This is a genomic window from Sorangium sp. So ce375, from assembly GCF_051473855.1.
Lineage (GTDB): Bacteria > Myxococcota_A > Polyangia > Polyangiales > Polyangiaceae > Sorangium.
Genome location: NZ_CP150335.1, coordinates 1,867,845 through 1,887,625, shown reverse-complemented (window position 1 = coordinate 1,887,625; position 19,781 = coordinate 1,867,845). Strand labels below are relative to the sequence as shown.

Sequence of the window (19,781 nt, the reverse complement as noted above, 5' to 3'; positions counted from 1 at the left end):
GCGGCGCGGGCGGCGGCCCGCATGGCCGCCGCTCTAGGGCTCGATCTCCCAGCCGAAGAGCCCCGGGGTGCGCGCGCGGTGCCCGCCGAGCGCGTCGCCGGGCAGCCAGGGGCCGTCGGCGGCCCAGCGGGCGGCGAAGGCGTCCCGCAGCACGAGCTCCGCGAGCTTGCCCCTCGGCGAGAAGCCCCACTCGGCCTCCTGCGAGACGTCGTCCGGATCGGCGTAGAGCCGCCAGACGAAGAAGCCGGCGCACGTGCGCGCGTCGAGGAACGGCGCGATCACCGCGGCGTAGGCCTCGGCCTGCGAGCGCTGATCGACCACCACGTCCTTCATGCGGTCGGGCCACTCCCACGGGCGCACGGCGGGATCGCGCCGCGTGGTGTAGCCGATCTCCGTGAGCAGGACCGGCTTGCCCCACGCGCGCGCCACGGTGTCCACCCCGGCCGCCACCTTGCGCCCCCCGCGCAGCAGCTCCTCGAACGACGCGCCCTCGCGCTCCGCGAGCGGGTAGAACGCGTTGATGCCGATGAGGTCCAGCGCGTCGAAGATCAGCGTGTCCTCGACGTCGTCCCAGTTCGCCGAGTAGGTGAGCAGCCCCGGATACACGCGGCGCACCTCCTCGATGATCGGCAGGAAGCTCGCCGCCCGCGGCGTCGTCACCCAGCTCCGCAGCTCGACGCCCACGCTGAGCATCTCGGCGCCGCCCTCGCGCGCGACCGCGGCCCACGTGAGCAGGAACCGGCGGTACGACTCGGCCCAGCGCGCCCAGCCGGCGTCGTCCCCGGGATCGATCAGGGCCCGCCACTCGCCGCTCTCGACCCAGAGGTGCGGGACGAGCAGCACCTTGAGCCCGCGCGCGTGCGCCTGCGCGATCGCCGCGAGCACGTTGCGCCGGTTCTCCTCGAACGGCGCCTCGAAGACGAGATCGACGCCCGTGCCCTTGCCGTCCCACACGCGGCCGAACGGCGTCAGGCTGACCCACGTCGCGCCCATGGCCGCCGCCTCGTCCATCGCCCGCCCGCTCGCCGCGGTGCCGTAGCCGCGGCCCGGGTGCCGCAGGTTCTCGATCGGCCCGATCGTCACGCCGCGCACGCCGCCCCAGCCCGACACGGCCCACCCCGCCGCGCCGTACGGCAGGCGCTCCGGCGCGATCCGCGGCGCCTGCGGCGCGATCCGCGGCGCGGCGCTCGCGGGACGCGCAGGAGCACCGACAGCCGCCACCGACACGGCGAGCACGGCGCCCGCTGCGCGGGCGAGCGCGCAACCTCCTCGACTCATCCCTGGCACGGGCCGCCTTATACCAGGCAGGCGACCCACGGGGCCGCGGACGTCACCCGCCGTCGCTCGCCGGGGGCCGCTGCGCGCCGTCGCCCTCCCCGGGCTGCTGCGGCTCGCGCGCGCCCTGCTCGGGCTGCGACGGCTCGCGCGCGCCCTGCTCGGGCCGCGACGGCTGGCGCCGAGATGCGTCGCGCTCCTGCCGCGCGCGGGTGGTCTCCTCGCGCCATGCCCGCTCGCGCTCGAGCTTCTCGCGCCGCCGCCGCCGCTCGCGCTCGACCTCCTCGTAGATCACCTCGGGGCGCCGCGCGTCCACCCGGGCCCTCCCCGACTGAGCCACCCGCGGCGCCTCGCCCTCGGAGCTCGCGGCGCTCTCGGGAGCCGGCTCGGCCGCCGGGAGCTCGGCTGCCAGGGGCTCCGGCGAAGGCTCGGGCGCCGCAGGAGCGGCCGCGCTCTGTCGCACCGCCGCCACCGACGAGCGCGCCTGGTCCGCGCGCTTCGCCAGCGCCTTCGCCGCGGGCGCGGTGCTGCCGCCGCCGTCGAGCGAGCGCATCTGCACGAGCCACACGCCGCCGAGGCCCGCGAGCATCCCGAAGAGCGCAAGCGCGATCGCGAGCCGCCGCGGCCACGGCGACGGACCCCGGCGCACCACCGTGAGCCGCTCCGCGTCGTCCTCCCCCGGAGCGCGCGCCTCGAGCGCCGGCGTGACGCGAGGCGCCGCGCCCGCGCTGACGCGGTGCACGACCTTGCGGCCGAGCGGAACGGGCGTGTCCTCGGCTGTGGGCGGCCGTCCTGGCACGCTCGCCCACGGCTCGGCGGAGCGCTCCGGCGGGCTCACCATCACGACCGGCGGGGGCGGAGTCCGGCTCGCCCGGAGCTGCTCGCCGCCGTCCCACGACGCGCCCGCGTGGGACACCAGCGTGATGTCGGACAGAGCGCCGCCTCCAGGGGCATTCCACTTGGCCGTCTTCTCGAGGTCGCTCATGAGATCGTCGGGCGACATCCTCGGCAGGTCGGCCAGCGTGTCGGCCTCCCACTCGTCCGCGACGGGCCCGGGAGCGGGCGTCGCCATGCGGACGGTCTCGTCCGCCCGGAGCGCCTCCCACACGCGCTCGGCCGCGTCCTCCGCGCCCTCGCCCCCGAAGCGCGCGAGCGCGAACGCGAGCTTCGCGACGTCCGGAGGGCGCGCCTGCGGGTCCTTGTCGAGGCAGCGGAGCAGGAGCGCCCGGAGCTCCGGGGGCTCGACCCACGCCGGGAAGGGCGCGGGCGGCTCGGTCAGGACCTTTGTGCAGATCTCGAGCTCGGTCGGCGCGTCGAACGGGCTCGCCCCGCAGAGCAGCGCGTAGGCGATCGCGCCGATCGACCAGATGTCGGCGCGCTCGTCGATGCCGCCCGCCGACCTCATCTGCTCCGGCGCCATGAAGAGCAGCGATGTCCGCATGGCGCCCGACGCGGCGTTCGGCCCCTCGCTCTCGACGCCGCACGCGACGGCCGACACACCGAAGTCGAGGACCTTCACGCTCGGGGCGCCGTCGCCGAAGCTGAGAAAGAGGTTCTCGGGCTTGATGTCCCGGTGGAGGATCCCGATGCCGTGGGCCTCCACGACCGCCTCGCAGATCTGCAGGAGGTACTTCACCGCCTCCCTGACCCGGAGCGCCCCGCGGCGCCGCAGATAGCTCGTGAGATCGGAGCCTTCCAGGTACTCGCTGACCACGAACGGCGCGCCGCCCTCGACCCCGACGTCGAGGATCCGCGCGACGTACCTGCCCTTGATCGCCTGCGCGGCGCGGGCGCCCCGGAGCAGCCGCTCGACGGCGTGCCTGTTCTCGGCGATCCTCGGATCGACGCGCTTGAGCGCGACGCGCTGGCCCGACGCGCGATCGGTCGCGAGCTGGACGACGCCCAGGCCGCCGGCGCCGATCCGGGTCTCCACCGCGTACCTGCCGGCGACGATCTCTTGCCTCCGCGGGCCGCCCTCGGCCGCCCACGGCGCATGTTCAGCGTCGGTCCGCTCCCGTGCGGCCGCGCGATCCTCTCTTCTGGGCTTCAGCGACGTCAACGCACTGCCTCGGTGTGTGTCCGCGAGCGCCGCGGACAGAGTCAAAGCCTGTGCCATGAATAGCAGCTTCAAAGTGCTGCTATCGCGTCCATGACGTGTCGTCTAGTGACTCTCTGATACGAAAATGTCCGTTCTGCGCGCATTTGGGCGCAGTTGCTGGCCGGCCAGCTGGCCGGCCGGCCGGCCTGCAGCCCTCTCATGAGCGGCTGCGGTGATGCGCCATCGGCCATCCGCCATCGACGCGCTGTCCAGGTGCTGTCCACGCACCACCCACGCGCCACGCGCGTTACGGGGGCAGCCCCAATGCGAGCGCCACCAGAGAATCGACGCCGCTCAGGATCAGGACGAGCGCTGCGGCGGACCCGGCGCCGAGCCCGAGCGCTTTCAAGGCGCGGAATCGTGCTGTTCCGCGTGTTCCGCGCGACCCCGGCCGCCCGTGCTGGACGCCGCGCGTGACCCAGCACCACCCGAGCATGGACAGCGGGCCGAACGCATAGAGCGCCGCGCCCCAGGTCGCTCCGTTCCAGCAAGCGCGGCGCTGCTCGGGCGTGAGCCGCCGTTTGTCCCAGCGCTGCAGCGCGAACGGCAGCGCGATACCGAGGACCATCTGGAGCACGAGGCGGAGAGTGCTCATGTCGCGCGCCGACATCCAGGACGAGCGCGCCACTCAGGCAGCGCCGGACAAGCGCTGATCGCCAGCGCACGCCGCAGCGCGTCGCGGCAGAGCTCGGGTGAGCGACTCGCCACGCGGCTCCGCCGACCTCCTGCGTCGAGGAAAGTGCGGCAAAAATCGCGTACCGGCCTTCTCGATCTCGACGGGGATTGGTACGAACGAGGAATGACAACGACTGAGGCAGGGGACATCAGGAACGTTGCAATCATCGGGCACAAGGGGGCTGGGAAGACATCGCTTGCCGAGGCCATGCTGTACGTCGCCAAGGCGACGGCCAAGCTCGGCAAGGTGGACGACAAGTCGAGTATCCTCGACGATACCGCCGAGGAAAAAGAGCACGTTTGCTCGTTCGAGGCGAGCGTCGCGCACCTCTCCTGGGGAGGGAAGAAAGTGAACCTCGTCGACACGCCGGGCGAGGGGAGCTTCCTCGCCGAGACGCGGCTCGCCCTCGCGGCGGTCGACGCGGCCATCCTCGTCGTGAGCGGCAAGGACGGCGTGCAGCCGATCACCGAGCGCGTCTTCGGCTGGGTGAGGGAGGCGAAGCTGCCGTGCATGATCGTCGTCACGAAGGTCGACGCCGAGAACGCCCGGCCCGACGAGGTGCTCGCCGAGGTCCGCGCGCGCCTCAAGGCGCCGCTCGCGGTGATGGAAGAGCGCGTCGGCGAGGGGCTCCAGCACCGGGGGGTCGTCGCGATCCGGACGAAGAAGGCCTGGCTCGACAAGCCCGAGGCGCCCGCCACGGCCGCGGGCTCTCCCGTGCCGGCCGACGCCGCGGGCGCCGTCGAGAAGGCCCGGGGCAAGCTCGTCGATGACGTCGCCGGCAGCGACGACGAGCTCACCGAGCGGTACCTGACCGAGGGCGATCTCACGCAGGAGGAGCTCGATCAGGGGCTCCGCGCCGCGGTCGGCCGGGGGGCGCTGATCCCGGTCTATTTCGCCTCCGGGGTCCGCCCGAGCGGCGTCGCCGCGCTGCTCGACGGCATCGTCGAGCTCGTCCCGCCGCCGACCGAGCGCTCGGCCTGGAGCGGCGTCGTCCCGAGCGGCAAGCCCGGCGCCGCGCCCCAGGCCGCGGAGCGGCCGTCGTCGGCGGAGGCTCCCCCGGCGGCATTCGTCTTCAAGACCTCGATCGATCCGCACGCCGGCCGCACCTCGTTCGTGCGCGTGCTCTCCGGCGTGCTCCGGCCCGACGCCACGATGCTCAACGCGAGCACCGGCGGCGCGGAGCGCCTCGGCAAGATCCACAGCGTCGTCGGCAAGGATCACAAGCAGGTGGACGAGGCGCGCGCCGGGGACATCGTGGCGCTGCACAAGCTCAAGGCCACGCTGAGCGGGCACACGCTCTCCGACGAGAAGCACCCCTTCCTGTTCAGCGCGCCGGAGCTGCCGCCGGCCCTCTTCTCGCGCGGCGTGCGGTTCGACGCGAAGGGCGGCGAGGACAAGGTGGGCAACGCGCTCTACCGGCTGACCGAGGAGGACCCTGGGCTCAGCGTGCACCAGGACGCGGCGACCCGCGAGCTCGTCGTCTCGGGCCTCGGCGCCCTGCACCTGGAGATCACGGTGGAGCGCATCCGCCGGCGCGTCGGGGTCGACTGCCGGCTCGGCCCGCCGCACATCGCCTACAAGGAGACGATCTCGAAGAAGGCCACGAACGTCGAGGGCAAGCACAAGAAGCAGACCGGCGGACATGGCCAGTTCGGCGTCTGTTACATCGACATGGAGCCATTGCCGCGCGGCGGCGGCTTCGTCTTCGAGGACGCGGTCGTGGGCGGCGCCGTTCCGCGGCAGTTCATCCCCTCGGTCGAGAAGGGCATCGTCAAGTCGATGTCGAAGGGCGTCCTGGCGGGCTTCCCGATGATCGACGTCAAGGTGCGGCTCTTCGACGGCAAGTACCACGACGTCGACTCGTCGGACGCGGCCTTCCAGATGGCGGGCAGCAAGGCGTTCAAGGCCGCCGCCGCGCAGTGCGCGCCGGTGCTGCTCGAGCCCATCGTGCGGCTCTCGGTGACGGTGCCGAGCGTCGCGATGGGCGACATCATCGGCGACATCAACAGCCGCCGCGGGAGGATCATCGGCACCGACTCGGTCGAGAGCCAGACGATCGTGAACGCGTTCGTCCCGCTCTCCGAGGTGCTCGAGTACGAGTCGAAGCTGAAGAGCATGACCCAGGGCAAAGGCACGTTCACGATGAACGTCGAGCACCTGGAGGTCTGCCCGCCGATGGTGCAGGACAAGGTGATCAAGGAGAGCGGCTTCAAGGCCGAAGCCGACGAGGACTGACCGCGCCCCCCGAGCCCCTTCACTACCGTAGGCCCTGGGGGAGGGAGCTCGCCGCGTGGCGCTGTGCGGGGGACGGGCCGATGTCCGAGCCCGCCTAGGGATGGATGTGGACGATGGTCCCTTCCCCCGTGGCCTTCCCCGTGCTGACCCCGTGCCACCCCTCGGGCACCGGCGGATCGGTCCAGAGGAACACCAGGCGCGCGTCGATCGGCGACAGGTTGATGCAGCCGTGGCTCCGCGGCTTGCCGTAGTCGTCGTGCCACGGCGCCGCGTGGATCGCGTAGCCGGCCTCGAAGTACTGCACCCACGGCACGTCGCGGAGCTCGAACTTGTTGTCGACCTCGTGCGCGTCCATGGTCGTCGTGACGTGTTTGTCGCGGATCCGGAACGTCCCGCGCACGGTCGAGAAGGTCTTCTTGGGGTCGCCGAGCCCGTCACGGCCCGTCGCCGCCGCGGTGGCGAAGACGGGCTTCCTGCCCTCGTAGAGGATGAGCGTCTGGCTCAGGATCGAGATGTCGATCCACTTCACGGTCCCCTGCGCGAACGACGGCAGCTCCGAGGGCTTCACCGCGATGGCGACGTCGGAGTCGCGCACCCACGTCCCGTCCTTCGCCTCGACGAGGCGGGCGCCGCCGACCTTCTTCGAGCGCCCCGTGAGCTGCACGGCGGAGTGCCACGGCAGCTCGCCCGCCTTCTCCATCTCGCCGCCGGAGATGTCGTAGCGCCTCGCGTCCTGCCGGTGCACGAACGCGAGGGGCAGCTCCCATCCCTTGGTCATGTCCACGCCGTGGAACGTCGAGCCGCGGGCCGGCTTGAGCTTCGAGGTCGGCACGAGCCGCGCGTCGGTGGTCATGGCGAAGCGCCGCCCGCCGTCGCCCATGAAGGTGTCGATGAGGGCGAGCCCTGCCTTGCGGGCGATCCGGTTGGTGATGATCGCGTAGCCCGGGACCTTGAACGACGAGATGTTCGGGAGCTGCCGTCCGCCCTTGAAGAACCAGGGGATCTCGTCGCTGCCGTTGCCGCCGAAGAGCTCGCTGTCGCCGAGCTCGGGCGGATCCGCGGGCGGGTCGCCGACGACGTTGCCCGCCGCGTCGAGCGGCACGTCGTTGGCGCCGACCTTGATCTCGTCCCACTTCTTCTTGAGCTTCTTGTAGCTGCGGAGGTGCCGCTCCAGGCTCATCTCGTACTGGAGCTGCTCCTTCGTGGACGGCATCCGGTAGTAGTTCGGCGCGATGGCCCGGACGAAGGCGTACGGGTACGGCATCGGCTTGGACAGGTCGGGCCGCCGCGTGAGCGCCCGGAGGATCGGGTGCTGCATGTCGATCGTGGCGTCCCCGTCCGCGCACATGTACCCGGCGGGCAGCACGCGGTAGTAGCCGCCCTGGCAGTCGTCGAACGCCGCGGGCTTCTCCCCGCGGGGCGCCGTCCCGCCCGCGCGGAGGTAGCCGAGCTTGGCGGAGCGGCGGTCCGCCTTCTCGTAGATGGGCGCGACCATCTGCACGGCGCCGATGCGAGGCCCGTCCGGGCGCGGGAGGGTGGCGGGGTCGTTCTCGGCCGTCTTCTGGGCCGCGCCAGCGGAGAGGCTGATGATGCCCTCCGGCGTGGCGTTCTCTCCGCCCTTGCAGGCCGGCGCGACCGGCAAGGCGAGGGCGGCGACGGCCAGGGCGAGCGGGAGGGGTCCGCGCGCGGGGGCCGGGATCGCGGAGCTTCGCTGTCGGGCATCCATGCCCCGGGAATGCCGGACAGACGGGCCGGTGGCCAAATTTTGGCCAGAGGCGCGCCGCCCTCGCGGGCGGGCGGCGGCGGCGCCACGGCCGGCGCGGGCCCTCGGCGAGCGGCGGGTGACGGGACGGGCGGGATCGCGGCGGCGCGCAAAAGGTGCAGGAAAGGGGTTGCGCGGGAGCCAGGTCTTGGGTAGGTTCCGGGCCCTCGCGAAACCCGCGAGAGTGCGCCACTAGCTCAGCTGGATAGAGCGTCGGCCTCCGGAGCCGAAGGCCAGTGGTTCGAATCCACTGTGGCGCGCCAGCGGAATCATTGACTAATTCGTCGAGGGCAACTTCGGCCGAGATAGGCCTGGCGCATGTTGAAAGGCCAGGATGACCGGCCTTGATGTTACCTCACGGTCATCGCCGTGCATGCCTGGCTAGAGGTGCGCACTCCGCTGTGTCATACGGAGAACCTCGTTGCCGAGGGCTTTCCTGTCCTCTTCGATGCCTCACGCGCGACCTTGCGCTCCGGCGAGGAGTGACGGCGGGCAGTCGTGGCGGCTCGAGTGCCGGTGGACGGCGCATCCGTCGTGGCGTACCACGAGGTCGGCTATCCCGCCGATCTTGAGATGTCGCTTCGCGTCCTTCTTGGTTGGCTTGCTCCATCGATGCGGCCGCTTGCCGTTGCGGCGCCTGGTTGGCCACGAACCAACTGGATCCGGTCGCGTCCATCCTTCTCGACGCGCCACTTCACAAGGATGACGAGCCACTCCATGGCCGCTTCCACCGCGGTCCCGGACAGCTACGCGTGCCGCGTCATGCCGCTCTTCGGCGGCTCCCCGGGCTCACTCCAGCGCACCAAGGCGTAAGGTGCTCCTCGCCCTTGCTGTGGACGCCGCGCGGAAGGCGATGGCGAGGAGAAGCAGGAACGGAAGACAAAGCGGCCAAGAAAGAAGGGCGGAGAGGGGCAGGAGGCTCTCTTTGGGCAGGCGGCCGGCGTAAGGATCTGCGCTGCTCAATCGTGAGCGCGGCAACGCCGACCGTTTGACGCACGCAGCGCAGCCCGCGACAATACGAGGAGAGACGAACGATGCAGGGAAGACCACAGCTCATCGAGCAAGTCGTCGGAGCTGTCCACGCACGTAAGCCGGACGTCCCCGTCCGCCGGCTGCTGCGCGTGGCGCCGGGGGGCGAAGGGAGATGGTTCGTCCAGATGCTCACGGCCGCGTTGGAGAACGTCGGACGCCGGGTGATCCCGTTCGACCTGCCTGCGTACGACATCGACGCAATGGAGCACGTCCTCGGTCAGCTCTGCCAGGCGCTCGGCCTCGAGAGGCTACCCGTGCGCACCTGGAGCCGACATCTCACCATTCACGAACGCGTGGCAAGCGTGATGGGTGAGCTTGCCCAGCGCGGGCAGGACGCCCCAATGATTGTCCTGTACATCCCGCGAAGCTGGTTCCGGCACCCCGAAGATCCAAGGCGTACCTTGCCGGACAACCCGAAATCAGTGCTGAAGGCGCTCCTCAAAGAGAGCCTGGATGCCATTGTAGCTTCCGCTCATACGCCCCCATGGCTCCAGCAGCAGGCATGCGCGGTTGCTGAGGATCTCCCGATGCCCGAAGCCGGCGAGGATTACCTCTTCGATGGGAGCAAATGGGACTGGCTGGGATGGGGCGATATGCGAAGCGAGGCCAAGCGGCTCGCGGGCATCGGTGGCTCCGGGGCCGTCGGGCGGCCTCCGCTCGTGCTGCGCCTTGGCGTGGCTTGCCTTTCGGTCGGCCATTCCGAGCAGGCGATCCATCAGGTCTTCCAAAAGCCCGACCCCTACTCCGATCTCGTCCTGATGCTTCAGGAAACATTGAAGGCTCATCGCGAATGGAGGCACGCGCTGAGCCGGCTCTCGCTTCCTAGGTTCCCTGTTCCAGGGGCGGTCCTCCACGAGATCGCCGGCGACATGGTCGATGCACAACGCGCACTGGCGACATGCCTGCTCCGAGACGAGGAGCTTGGGGCCAGGGCGGACGAGGCGCTCCGTGACATCATCGGCGGGGCACGATCGCCAGCTCCCCTGGAGAACGAGCGGCTAATGAGGCACTACCGCGAGTCAGATGGGGCATCGACGCCGAGGGAAGCGGTCAAGAAAGGGACCATGCGCTCGTGGCTGGAAGTCCTACATCACGGCGCTCACCTGGGTCCAGAAGCGCCGCTCGACACGGAACCGCTCTCGCGCCTTATTCATTACGAGCGCGCATGGTCACTGAGCGTCGACTTCAAGGAGTACGAGGCGGCCGCTTCGGTATATCGCTCCATTCTGGAAGACGATCCCCAAGACGCCTACAGCCATCACTACCTGGCCTGGAACCTAGATCAGGCGGGAAAGGATGGCCGTACCGCGCGGGACGAATACCAGCAGGCGATCGCCCGCGACGACGACAATCCATGGTACAATAGCCGATATATCACGTTTTTGCGGGCCAACGGCTTCAGGCGTGACGCGCACGAGGCATGGGAGCGCGCAGCTGCCCGCGTGCTCTCAGGCAAATGGGCCACGCGGGTAAAGCTCCCCGCCCATTTCCATTACTGGATCGCGCGCACTGCCCTCGATGTCGGTGATCTGGAGCTATCGCGAAAAGTGATGAACACGTTGACGCCACAGGATTTCAAGGACTACCCGAAGCTCGGAAAGTTGCGCGAGGAGCTCGCGCAATACGACGAGATCGAGCGCTTGGGTGAGCCGATATATCCTTCGAGCGTCGCCGTCGCGAAGCGCTGGAACGAGCCGCTGCTCTTGCCGCCATTGATCATGGTGGAAGCGCCTCGTGGCAGGGCGTCGCAGCTTCGCGAGGCTCGGCTGCTCGATTGGTATCCAGGGCGCGTGGAGTCAATCGAGGATGGCAAGGTCACCCTGATCCTCGCAGAGCCGAACAATCGGACGCTATTCACGGTCGAGGTGGACGAGCAGAGACTCGTGGGCATGGCAAGCGGAGAGCCCCCGCAGATCGGGCGCTTCCTCGAGTACGGCGGCTACGAAGGACAGGTGGCACGCGTGCGCTACCATGCACCGCGGCGTCCACTGACAGAGGCCGAGCGCGAGGAGATCGAGCACGGGCTGCGCTATCTGCGCGATGAGACGACAGCGAGAGGCGCTTGATGCTCCCCGGACGCGACGCTCTGGATCGCACGAGGCTCAACTTCTTCATCGCCGGCCCCGGTCCGGGGGAGGGCCTGGCGATCGCGCTGCCCCGCCCGGCGGGGGGATGGATTTTCGTCGACGGCTGCAAGGCCGGCACTGGGCGGTACCCGCTGCACGAGATATGGAAGCGCTACCGGATCGACGACGAGCCCGCCGAGGGCATCGTGCTCACGCACCCGCACAAGGATCACTACGAAGGCATGGTCGAGCTCATCGACCTTACCTCACCTCGCTGGCTCGCCTGCGTTGCCACCCATCATCGAAGCGAGGTAAAAGCGCTGCGCGATGATCCGATCGTCGAGGACTATCCGGGCCTGCTCGCGGGGCCCGTGAAGGATGTGCTGTCCCGCATTCAACATGAGTGGGACTGGAACGGGACCGGGCGGGTCGAGCTACGCGCCGGCGAGCGGCTCCCGCTCGCACGTACCGACCTGACGATCGACGTCGTCGCCCCGGATCGGGATGGTTCGCGCGCGTTCTTCCGACCCGCCGGACTCGCCAAGCGACTCTGCACGCGCGCGAACGAGCTCTCCGCCGTGCTCCACGTGCGCTACGGGAGCACACGCCTCGTGCTGGGCGGCGATCTTCCCGAGCACGATCACGGCGTCGGCCCGCGCACTGGCTGGACGAAGGTCCTTCAATCGTACCCAGAACTGCCTGGGAGCCTGATCTTGAAGATCCCGCATCACGGCTCGGACGGCGCCAGGCACGACCAGATGGTCGGTCCCTCCGTGGCACCGAAAGGCGCCCGCTGGACGTTGACTCCCTTCCAGGGAGGACCAAGACGCCCGCTGCCAAGGCTTGACAGAGGCGAGGGGGTCGAGGCGCTTCTCGAGGGCATCGACCAGGTTCACCTGACCTCGTTGCCAACAGGATGGAACACAACGGCGCCGCTGACCTCACCGGTGGCGCTGGATGCGATCGTGCCACCGAGCCCGACCCCGGTGACGGGGGCCAACTTCAAGGCGCGCGTCGGTCTCGCTCCGTGCGACGTGCTCGACGCCGTGTGGCTCATGTCGGTCGATGACGCGAGCAATTGCGTCGCGGAGTATCGCGGTGATCGGGCGCTCGTGATTACCCCTCGGCGTGCAGCAACGCCGCGCCCTCGGCGGCGCGCGCCGACAGCGACGACGACGCGGCGGCGGTGAGGCACGGCATCTTGGCGTCCGCCCATGCGCGCCCGCTTCCACATGCCGGTCGCGGCATGGCGCCCCCTCTAAGCAGTAGAAGACTGCGCCTCGCTGCAAGCGAGCGCGCCGCGCCCGTGGCAAGTCTCGAGTACGTCTGCAGTACAGAGATCGCTGTCCTCGTCGCTGAAGCGTCCGCCCGCACGGTCACCCCCTGACGAGCTGCATCTCCGTCGACGTGAACGGCCGCGGCGGCAGCTTCGCGCGGTCGCGGAACCCGAACCGCGCGTAGAACGCGTGCGCGTCCTGCGTGCCGAGGTGGACGTGGCTCGCGCCGCGGACCGCCGGGTGCCCGAGCAGCAGCCGCACCACCGCCTCGCCCACCCCGCGGCCCCGCAGCGAGGGCGCGACCATCACGTCGTAGATCCACGCGCGCCTGCTCCCGTCGCTGATCGCCCGCGCCGTCGCCACGAGCCGCCCCGATGCGTCGCGCGCGCCCACCCACGCCGACGAGCCGAGCTGCGCCCGCGCGATGGCCTCGCGCGTCACGCCCTGGTTCCAGTAGCCGCCCTCCAGCAGATCGACGGCCGCTTCCGCGTCGCGCGGGCCCAGCGCGCACGCGAGCACGCAGCCCGCCGGCGCCCGCAGGAGCTCGGGCACCGGCGTGTCCGGGCACGCGCCGCGCAGGAGCTCGATCGCCGCAGGATCGCCCGGCGCCCCCCGCTCCCAGAGCTTCGTGAGGATCCGCGCCCGCTCCTCGGGCGTGCGGTTCTGCGCGAGCTTCGCCTTGCCGTCGAGCCGCGAGAGCGGGACCGCGAGCACGAGGATGCCCGCGATCGCCTTGCGATAGAGCGGGCTCGACGCGTCGAGCGGCGCGTACCCGCCCTCGGGCTGGTACTTCTGCATCAGCGCCTCCAGCACCTCGGCCTTGTGGTCCGGATCGTCCACGCGCTCGATCACCCCGTGCGCCTGCGCGCTCCGGTAGAGCGTCGTCGCCGGGCACGCCCGCTCCGGATCGGTGAAGTAGCTCGGGATCGACGCGACGACCTGCTCGCACGACACCACCGCGGGCCGGCCGACGGCCTCGGTCTTCTCGCCCGCGGGTGCGCCGTGGAACGCGATCGCACCGCGGACCACGACGCCGTGCACCGCCCGCAGCAACGGCTCGCCCTCGGCCGTCGTCGACGCCACGTGAACCACCTTCGCGAGCCCGAGGAGCGCCTCGGCCTCCGCCCGTTCCATGCGGAATATCTCCCTGCGCATGCGCTGACACTGGCGCGCACCTGGTACTCCCGAAAGATCCGGTTCGCCGATTTCTGCTAGACCAGTCCGCATGCCCTGGGAGCTCGCCCTCGCCGTCGATCCCGCCGCGCCGCAGCCGATCTTCCTGCAGATCGCCCGCGCCATCGCCGACGACATCCGCCGCGGCCGGCTCCGCGCCGGCGCCGAGCTGCCGGGCAGCCGCGCGCTCGCGCACTCCCTGTCGGTCCATCGCAACACCGTCCTCGCCGCGTACCGCGAGCTCACCGCCGAGGGCTGGATCGAGGCCAGCGCCGCGCGCGGCACCTTCGTCTCGGCGGAGCTTCCGGCGCCGGCGCCCCGCGGCTTCGCCCGGCGCGCCGCCGCGCGGACGGAGGTGCCGGCGCGGCTCGGCTTCGACCTCGGCGCGACCCCGCTCCGGCACGTGCCCCTCATCCCGCCCGGCACGCTCCGCATGAGCGGCGGCCTCCCCGACATGCGCCTCGTCCCGACCGCGGCGCTCGCGCGCGCCTACCGCCGCGCGCTGCACACCGGATCGAAGCGGCTGCTCGACTACGCCGATCCGCGCGGCGACGAGCGCCTCCGCGCCGCCCTCGCCGCGATGCTCTCGACGGTGCGCGGCCTCGCCGCCGGGCCGGAGTCGGTCCTCGTCACGCGCGGCAGCCAGATGGCGCTCGACCTCGCCGCGCGCGCGCTGATCGCGCCGGGCGACGCGGTCGCCGTCGAGTCGTACGGCTACCGCCCCGCGTGGGAGGCGCTGCGCCTCGCCGGCGCGCGGCTCGTCCCGCTGCCGGTCGACGCAGCGGGCCTCTCGATCGAGGCGCTCTCGGAGCTCGCCGATCGCGAGCGCGTTCGCGCCGTCTACGTCACCCCGCACCACCAGTACCCCACGACCGCGGTGCTCGCGCCCGGCAGGCGCATCGCGCTCCTCGAGCTCTGCCGGGCCCGCCGGATCGCGATCCTCGAGGACGACTACGATCACGAGTTCCACTACGACGGCCGCCCGGTGCTGCCGCTCGCCAGCGCGGACACGGCCGGCGTCGTCGTCTACATCGGCACCCTGTCGAAGATCCTCGCGCCCGGGATCCGGATCGGCTTCGTCGTCGCCCCCGAGCCGCTCATCGAGCGGCTCTCCCTCCACCGCACCTTCGTCGACCGGCAGGGCGATCACGCCGTGGAGCGCGCCGTCGCCGAGCTCCTCGAGGACGGCGAGGTGCAGCGCCACGCGCAGCGGGCGCGCCGCGTCTACCTGGCGCGGCGCGATCTGCTCGTCGCGTCGCTGCGCGCGCGGCTGCCCGACGCGCTCGACTTCGCCGTGCCAGCCGGCGGGATGGCCCTGTGGGCCAAGGTGGACGCCGCGATCGACGCGGACGCGTGGGCCGAGCGCGCGCTCGCGCGGAAGGTGGCGTTCTCGGCGGGGCGACGGTTCGCGTTCGACGGCAAGAAGCGCCCCTTCCTGCGGCTCGGCTTCGCGGCGCTGGACGAGCGGGAGATCAGCGATGCGGTGGAGAGGATGGTCGAGGCGCTGTGAGCGCCCAGGCAGGCGGACCAGCTGAGCGCCGCGATCTCCTTTCTTCCTCAGGTGCTGCGCACCCTGCGCACGCGCGACACACGGTCGATCTCCGTCGGCATGTACGCGGCGTTCGTCACCGGCGTGGGCTTGTGGCTCATTTACGGCCTGCTCACGCAGGACGTGCCCATCGTCATCGCGAACGCGATCACCTTGGTGCTCTCAGGCACGGTGTTCCTCCTCAAGCTCCGATACGGCTGAACTCTCCTCCTCCCACGCGGGCGCTGTCTCCGACAGACCGCGGTCGTCCCGCGGCCCCGCCGCCATCGAAGCGCGCTGCGCCCGCGGTGGATGAAGGAATGGATCCGACGCGGCAAAAGCCCCGCTGGCTTGACCTCGCCCGCGCCCCCTCTCACGATGCGACGTAAGGGGGAATACAATGAATGGCGCGGTGCTCTACGACCTCGCGATGCGGCTGCCGCTCGCCGTCCTCATGCTCTATAACGCCCTGTTCGTCGGGCGCGATATCTATGCTCACCTGTTTCTCTGGAGTGGCCCCAGGGGGCTCACGTACGGGACGACGGTGGCCTCGCTCGTGGCCACCGAGGCCTACCTGCTGCTCGTCGCGGCGCTCACGCTCGTTCGCCTCCGCCCTGTACGCAAGCTGAGCGGCATCGTACCTCGCATCACCGCGCTCGCCGCCGGCCTGCTGCCGGCGAGCATCGCATGGCTGCCCAAGGTCCCGCCGATGCCCGGCCGCCAGGTGGTGGGCACATTGCTCGTCGTCGCTGGGTTGGCGCTCGCCGTGGTCAGCATCGGGTGGCTGGGCAAGTCGTTCAGCATCATGCCCGAGGCGCGGCGCCTCATCACCGGCGGCCCATACAGGCTCGTGCGCCACCCGGTCTATCTCGCCACCCTGATCCAGGGGACGGGCATCATCTTGCTCTATCCGTCCATCGCCGCGCTCCTGATCTACACCGTCGAGACGGTCCTGCAGATCATCCGCATGGGATACGAGGAGCGCGTGCTGCGCGACACCTTCCCGGAATACGACGACTACGCGCGCAGGACGTCCGCGCGGCTCGTCCCTCGCCTCTACTGACGAGGGCTCGCGCGGCGCGCGTCGCGCCAGGGACGCGGCGCCATGGGACAGGATGCCACACCTGTCGCATGGCGCCTCGCGCTCCCCGGGCCCGGCGCTCTTACCTGGATGGGTCGGCCACGCGGCCGATGAACAAGATCGCGCTGGTCGCGTGATCCCGGATGAAGAAGAGGAACGGGCGGTCGAAGCGGATGGTGGCGGGCTCAGGAGCCGACGTCTCGCCGATGACCACTGCAGTCGCCGCCGCCGCCTCGGTGCCCGCCTCGTTCACGGAGACGAACGCCTTCTGGAGCACGTCCGTAATGAACAGGCCGCCCTGCCCGTTGATCCCCGAAAAATCCGCGCGATCGGAGAAGGCGATGGGCATGCCCAGATCCTCGAGCGGCGGGACGAGGGGCAGCGTCGAGGCGAACTTGAACCTCGGCAGCGTCATCGTGACGCTCCGCGACCCGAGGGAGGCGAGGACGCCATCGAGCCGCGCGGCGTCGAGCCCCGCCTCGAAGCCCCCGAGCTCCGACGGGAGCACGAGCACCATCGACAGCTCGCCGCCGTCGTAGGGCATCTCCAGCGCCTCGTAGCCGTCGCCCTCGCCATAGCGGATCTGCGCGTGGTTCGTCATCATCGGCACCGAGACCGTGGAGCCGTCCGCCAGCGTGAAGTCGCCCGGAGCCGTCTCTCCCTCCTTGAACGGAAACTGCCATGCTGCATTGAAGTAGATGGCGTTGGTCAGCACGAGCCGGGTCGAGGGCCCGAGGGCGCCTTCAGGCAGGAGGTCCTTGATTCGGTCTTCGGTGCGCTCGGCCACCCAGCCGTTGATGATCCCCCGCGCCTCGTCCGGCGCCTGGACGAAGTCGACGACGTGCAGCCCGGCCCCGTAGCTCTCCGCCAGCACGTCGAGGAACGACGGCACGAACGAGGAGCCGACCTGCCCCCAGATCGCGTTGGCCACGTGGAGCCGGAACCCCCCGCCGTCCTGCCCCTCCGCGCCCTCTCCGCGGCGCGCGAGCGCCAGATCGAGCGCGTTGAACGCCGGGTGGAGCCGCGCTTGCGGCAGCGTGAAGCGCAGCGCGCGCGCCATCTGGTCCGCCGTTTCCCCGCGCGCGCCCGCGTACGTCATCGCCAGCGCGCTCGACGCGCTGTACGGCGAGCAGAAGAGGTTGCCCGGCGCGGCGCCGATCCGGCGGTAGAGCTCGAGCGCGAACGCCGTGTTGCCGGCGGCGAGCTCCCTGGCGTCGGCCTCCGGCACCCGAGGCGCGCGGACCCGCTGCTTCTCCGAGGCGATCACGCAGCCCGCGGTGCCCGGATCGGTGCACCCGGACGGCGCGGGCTGTGGCCCCGGCTCTGCGCCGCCAGCGGAGCAGCCGGCGCAGAGGAGGAAAAATGGCAACAGGACCACGGGGATCGGAGACCTACGCATGCGCCCGGCGCAGCAGGGGGCGTGCCGAACCGACCATGATAGGATGGATCCCACCATGCGGAGAGCGCGAGAGACAGCCCTCGGAGAGGAGCAACGCCCGTGATCGTGCTCCTGATGGGCGTGAGCGGCGCCGGGAAGACGACGGTCGGGGCGCTCCTTGCGCGCGAGCTCGGATGGGAGCTCGTCGACGCCGACGACCTCCACCCCGCCGCCAACATCGAGAAGATGCGCTCCGGCAAGCCGCTCGACGATCGGGATCGCGCGCCGTGGATCGCCGCGATCGCGGCGCGCACCCGCCGGCTCCTCGACGAGGGGCGCGGCGCCGTGATCGCCTGCTCGGCGCTCAAGGCGGCGTACCGCGCGCAGCTTCTCGTCGACCCCGCGCGGATGCGCCTCGTGCACCTGACCGGCGATCCCGCGCTGATCGCCGCGCGCCTCTCGGCGCGCAAGGATCACTTCATGCCCGCCGGCCTCCTCTCGACGCAGCTCGCCGCGCTGGAGCCGCCCGAAGACGCGATCCGCGTCGACATCGGTGGCACCCCCGAGGAGATCGTCGCCGCCATCCGCCGCGCGCTCGGCGTGTGAACCGGCGCCGCGCCGGCCGGCCCGAAGCCAGGTGAGCCGGCGCCACACCGGCCGGCCCGAAGCCAGGCTCGTTCAGTCGATCTTCCGGGAGGACCGGGGCGCCTGCACGGTCAGCCCGGGTCCGACAGGCGAGTCAGGAAGAGCGCGCCCTGCTCGCTGGAGAGGCGGCCGCGCCCGAGCGCCGTCGTGCCCTGGAAGGACCCGGCCAGCATCGGGTGCTCCCACGGATCCATCTCCAGCCCGGAGACGTGAACGTCCGAGCCGATGCGCCGGGTCCACTGCTCCTCTCCACTGGAGCTGAGCCCGGTCGCCCACGCGCCGCACGACGCGGGCTTGTCCGCCGCCTCGCACGGCGCATCGCCGGCCAGCACCACGCTCTCGCCGCTCGCCGTGACCCGCAGGGGGCTCCGCGCGTCGAAGCGCTTGACCCAGATCACGCGGCCGTCCGGGCCGATCTTGGCGACGAACGGCCGCGGGCCGCCCGGCAGCTCGGGCTCGCCGAAGACGCCGCTGCCGGAGAGCAGCGCGGCGCCTTCCGGATCCACGGCGAGGTCGTACGCCGCCTCGAGCTGCTCCGAAGAGCCGCGGAACCGCTTGTGCCACACGAGCGCTCCGTTCCGGTCCAGCTTGGTCACGAACGTGGCCGTGCCCCGCGCGTCCTGGCTCGCGAGGATCGCGTTCCCTTCGCGGTCGACCTCGATGCCGATCTCCTCGCTGTCGGAGCCGCTCGGCGGCAGGCTGACCCATGCGAAGCGACCCGCGGCGTCGAGCCGGGCGACGAAGGCGCCGATCGCCCGCCGCTCGATCCGCGCGCCGGCGATCTTCGCGGCCCCCTCGAGCGTGCCGAGCACGAGCGCGCCGCCACGGCCGTCGGCCGCGAGCGCCGTGCCGCTCAGGATGGAGTCCTTCTCCGCGGAGATCTGCGCCGCCCAGCTCACAGCGCCGCTCGGGCCGAGCTTCGAGACGAACAGATCCGCGCCCGAGGGCGACGCCGCCTCGAGCCGCCGTGCGCCAAAGAGGACCGTGCCGGAGAAATCGCCGAGCACGAGCGAGTCGCCCCCGCTGCCCGCGGCCACATCGATGGCGCTCTGCGCCGCGCCGTCGCCGAACCGCTCGCTCCAGACGGGAGCGCCGCACGCATCGAGCTTGGCCACGAAGACGTCCGCCGCGCCCGCGCTCCGCAGCCGGGTGCTGCCGAAGGTCAGCTCCCCTTCGAACGAGCCGACGAGCAGCGCGCGGCCGGCGCTGTCGATCGTGAAGCCGCGCAGGGTCGCGCCCTTGCTGGGATACTGCCGGCTAAACGAGCTCCGCCGGCACGCTGGCTCGGCCCGCTCGCCGCTGGCAAGCCCGGCCGCGCCGGCTCGTCCCCTGCTCGCTGCGACCGCGGCGCCCGGACACACGCCCCCGGAGCCGACTGCCCCCGTCCCGCACATCCCGGGAGGCGCGCCGTGCTCCGCGTTCGCCTCCTCCGCACCGCCGCTGTCGACCCCCGGCTCCCCCTCCGCCACGGCGTCCACAGCCTCGGAGAACGTACACCCGGCTCCACAGCAGATGACGCCACAGACAGCGCTCAGTGCTCTCAAGACAGACCACA

The 19,781-nt window shown here is 71.2% G+C and carries 14 protein-coding genes and 1 tRNA gene; 8 read left to right on the top strand and 7 right to left on the bottom strand.

Going from position 1 to position 19,781, the window contains the following annotated elements:
* Positions 1-33: 33 nt before the first annotated feature.
* The 3 genes from WME90_RS07210 to WME90_RS07200 all read right to left on the bottom strand — a co-directional run bounded on the left by WME90_RS07210 (position 34) and on the right by WME90_RS07200 (position 3,968).
* Positions 34-1,278, bottom strand: coding sequence for a glycoside hydrolase family 113 (locus WME90_RS07210; protein ID WP_437280334.1), 1,245 nt, complete (start codon positions 1,276-1,278; stop codon positions 34-36).
* 52 nt (positions 1,279-1,330) lie between these two features.
* Positions 1,331-3,334 carry a protein kinase domain-containing protein gene (locus tag WME90_RS07205; protein ID WP_437280333.1) on the bottom strand — a complete coding sequence of 668 codons (2,004 nt, stop codon included), beginning with the start codon at positions 3,332-3,334 and terminating at the stop codon, positions 1,331-1,333.
* A 286-nt stretch (positions 3,335-3,620) separates the two neighbouring features.
* On the bottom strand, positions 3,621-3,968 hold the full coding sequence (locus WME90_RS07200; RefSeq protein ID WP_437280332.1) for a transcriptional regulator: 348 nt from the start codon (positions 3,966-3,968) through the stop codon (positions 3,621-3,623).
* Positions 3,969-4,172: 204 nt separating this feature from the next.
* On the opposite strand from WME90_RS07200, the gene fusA reads away from it, so the two are divergent.
* Positions 4,173-6,284, top strand: a complete 2,112-nt coding sequence (fusA, locus tag WME90_RS07195; protein ID WP_437280331.1) for an elongation factor G — start codon at positions 4,173-4,175, stop codon at positions 6,282-6,284.
* Between the two features lie 94 nt (positions 6,285-6,378).
* Here fusA and WME90_RS07190 read toward each other — a convergent pair whose 3' ends face one another.
* Positions 6,379-8,010, bottom strand: a complete 1,632-nt coding sequence (locus tag WME90_RS07190; protein ID WP_437280330.1) for a L,D-transpeptidase — start codon at positions 8,008-8,010, stop codon at positions 6,379-6,381.
* 222 nt (positions 8,011-8,232) lie between these two features.
* Between WME90_RS07190 and WME90_RS07185 the strand changes: the two genes are divergently transcribed.
* The 3 genes from WME90_RS07185 (at position 8,233) to WME90_RS07175 (ending at position 12,334) form a co-directional block, all read left to right on the top strand.
* Positions 8,233-8,309 (top strand) — tRNA-Arg (locus WME90_RS07185).
* A 771-nt stretch (positions 8,310-9,080) separates the two neighbouring features.
* Positions 9,081-11,144 (top strand): tetratricopeptide repeat protein, encoded by a 2,064-nt coding sequence (locus tag WME90_RS07180; RefSeq protein WP_437280329.1) that lies wholly within the window; start codon positions 9,081-9,083, stop codon positions 11,142-11,144.
* Positions 11,145-11,386: 242 nt separating this feature from the next.
* Positions 11,387-12,334: a hypothetical protein gene (locus tag WME90_RS07175; protein ID WP_437280328.1), complete on the top strand. Its 948-nt coding sequence runs from the start codon at positions 11,387-11,389 to the stop codon at positions 12,332-12,334.
* A 186-nt stretch (positions 12,335-12,520) separates the two neighbouring features.
* Here the strand turns inward: WME90_RS07175 and WME90_RS07170 are convergent, their stop codons facing one another.
* Positions 12,521-13,555: a GNAT family N-acetyltransferase gene (locus tag WME90_RS07170; protein WP_437280327.1), complete on the bottom strand. Its 1,035-nt coding sequence runs from the start codon at positions 13,553-13,555 to the stop codon at positions 12,521-12,523.
* A 91-nt stretch (positions 13,556-13,646) separates the two neighbouring features.
* On the opposite strand from WME90_RS07170, the gene WME90_RS07165 reads away from it, so the two are divergent.
* The 3 genes from WME90_RS07165 to WME90_RS07155 all read left to right on the top strand — a co-directional run bounded on the left by WME90_RS07165 (position 13,647) and on the right by WME90_RS07155 (position 16,185).
* Positions 13,647-15,104 (top strand): PLP-dependent aminotransferase family protein, encoded by a 1,458-nt coding sequence (locus WME90_RS07165; protein WP_437280326.1) that lies wholly within the window; start codon positions 13,647-13,649, stop codon positions 15,102-15,104.
* 21 nt (positions 15,105-15,125) lie between these two features.
* Positions 15,126-15,344: a SemiSWEET transporter gene (locus WME90_RS07160; RefSeq protein WP_437283572.1), complete on the top strand. Its 219-nt coding sequence runs from the start codon at positions 15,126-15,128 to the stop codon at positions 15,342-15,344.
* Positions 15,345-15,522: 178 nt separating this feature from the next.
* The gene (locus WME90_RS07155) at positions 15,523-16,185 is read left to right on the top strand and encodes a methyltransferase family protein (protein ID WP_437280325.1); all 663 of its coding nucleotides are present in this window, start codon (positions 15,523-15,525) and stop codon (positions 16,183-16,185) included.
* A gap of 100 nt (positions 16,186-16,285) precedes the next feature.
* Here WME90_RS07155 and WME90_RS07150 read toward each other — a convergent pair whose 3' ends face one another.
* A complete protein-coding gene (locus WME90_RS07150; RefSeq protein ID WP_437280324.1) occupies positions 16,286-17,602 on the bottom strand; it encodes a serpin family protein in 1,317 nt (438 codons plus the stop codon).
* Between the two features lie 99 nt (positions 17,603-17,701).
* Here WME90_RS07150 and WME90_RS07145 point away from each other — a divergent pair, with 99 nt between their 5' ends.
* Positions 17,702-18,187 carry a gluconokinase gene (locus WME90_RS07145; protein ID WP_437280323.1) on the top strand — a complete coding sequence of 162 codons (486 nt, stop codon included), beginning with the start codon at positions 17,702-17,704 and terminating at the stop codon, positions 18,185-18,187.
* 110 nt (positions 18,188-18,297) lie between these two features.
* On the opposite strand, the gene WME90_RS07140 is transcribed toward WME90_RS07145, so the two are convergent.
* The gene (locus WME90_RS07140) at positions 18,298-19,695 is read right to left on the bottom strand and encodes a hypothetical protein (protein WP_437280322.1); all 1,398 of its coding nucleotides are present in this window, start codon (positions 19,693-19,695) and stop codon (positions 18,298-18,300) included.
* Positions 19,696-19,781 lie beyond the last annotated feature (86 nt).

Coding starts and splice junctions, on each gene's coding strand:
- WME90_RS07190 (WP_437280330.1), bottom strand. CDS start 8,010: ATGGATGCCCGACAGCGAAGCTCCGCGATCCCGGCCCCCGCGCGCGGA.
- WME90_RS07170 (WP_437280327.1), bottom strand. CDS start 13,555: ATGGAACGGGCGGAGGCCGAGGCGCTCCTCGGGCTCGCGAAGGTGGTT.
- WME90_RS07175 (WP_437280328.1), top strand. CDS start 11,387: ATGGTCGAGCTCATCGACCTTACCTCACCTCGCTGGCTCGCCTGCGTT.
- WME90_RS07210 (WP_437280334.1), bottom strand. CDS start 1,278: ATGAGTCGAGGAGGTTGCGCGCTCGCCCGCGCAGCGGGCGCCGTGCTC.
- WME90_RS07180 (WP_437280329.1), top strand. CDS start 9,081: ATGCAGGGAAGACCACAGCTCATCGAGCAAGTCGTCGGAGCTGTCCAC.
- fusA (WP_437280331.1), top strand. CDS start 4,173: ATGACAACGACTGAGGCAGGGGACATCAGGAACGTTGCAATCATCGGG.
- WME90_RS07200 (WP_437280332.1), bottom strand. CDS start 3,968: ATGAGCACTCTCCGCCTCGTGCTCCAGATGGTCCTCGGTATCGCGCTG.
- WME90_RS07150 (WP_437280324.1), bottom strand. CDS start 17,602: ATGCGTAGGTCTCCGATCCCCGTGGTCCTGTTGCCATTTTTCCTCCTC.
- WME90_RS07165 (WP_437280326.1), top strand. CDS start 13,647: ATGCCCTGGGAGCTCGCCCTCGCCGTCGATCCCGCCGCGCCGCAGCCG.
- WME90_RS07155 (WP_437280325.1), top strand. CDS start 15,523: ATGAATGGCGCGGTGCTCTACGACCTCGCGATGCGGCTGCCGCTCGCC.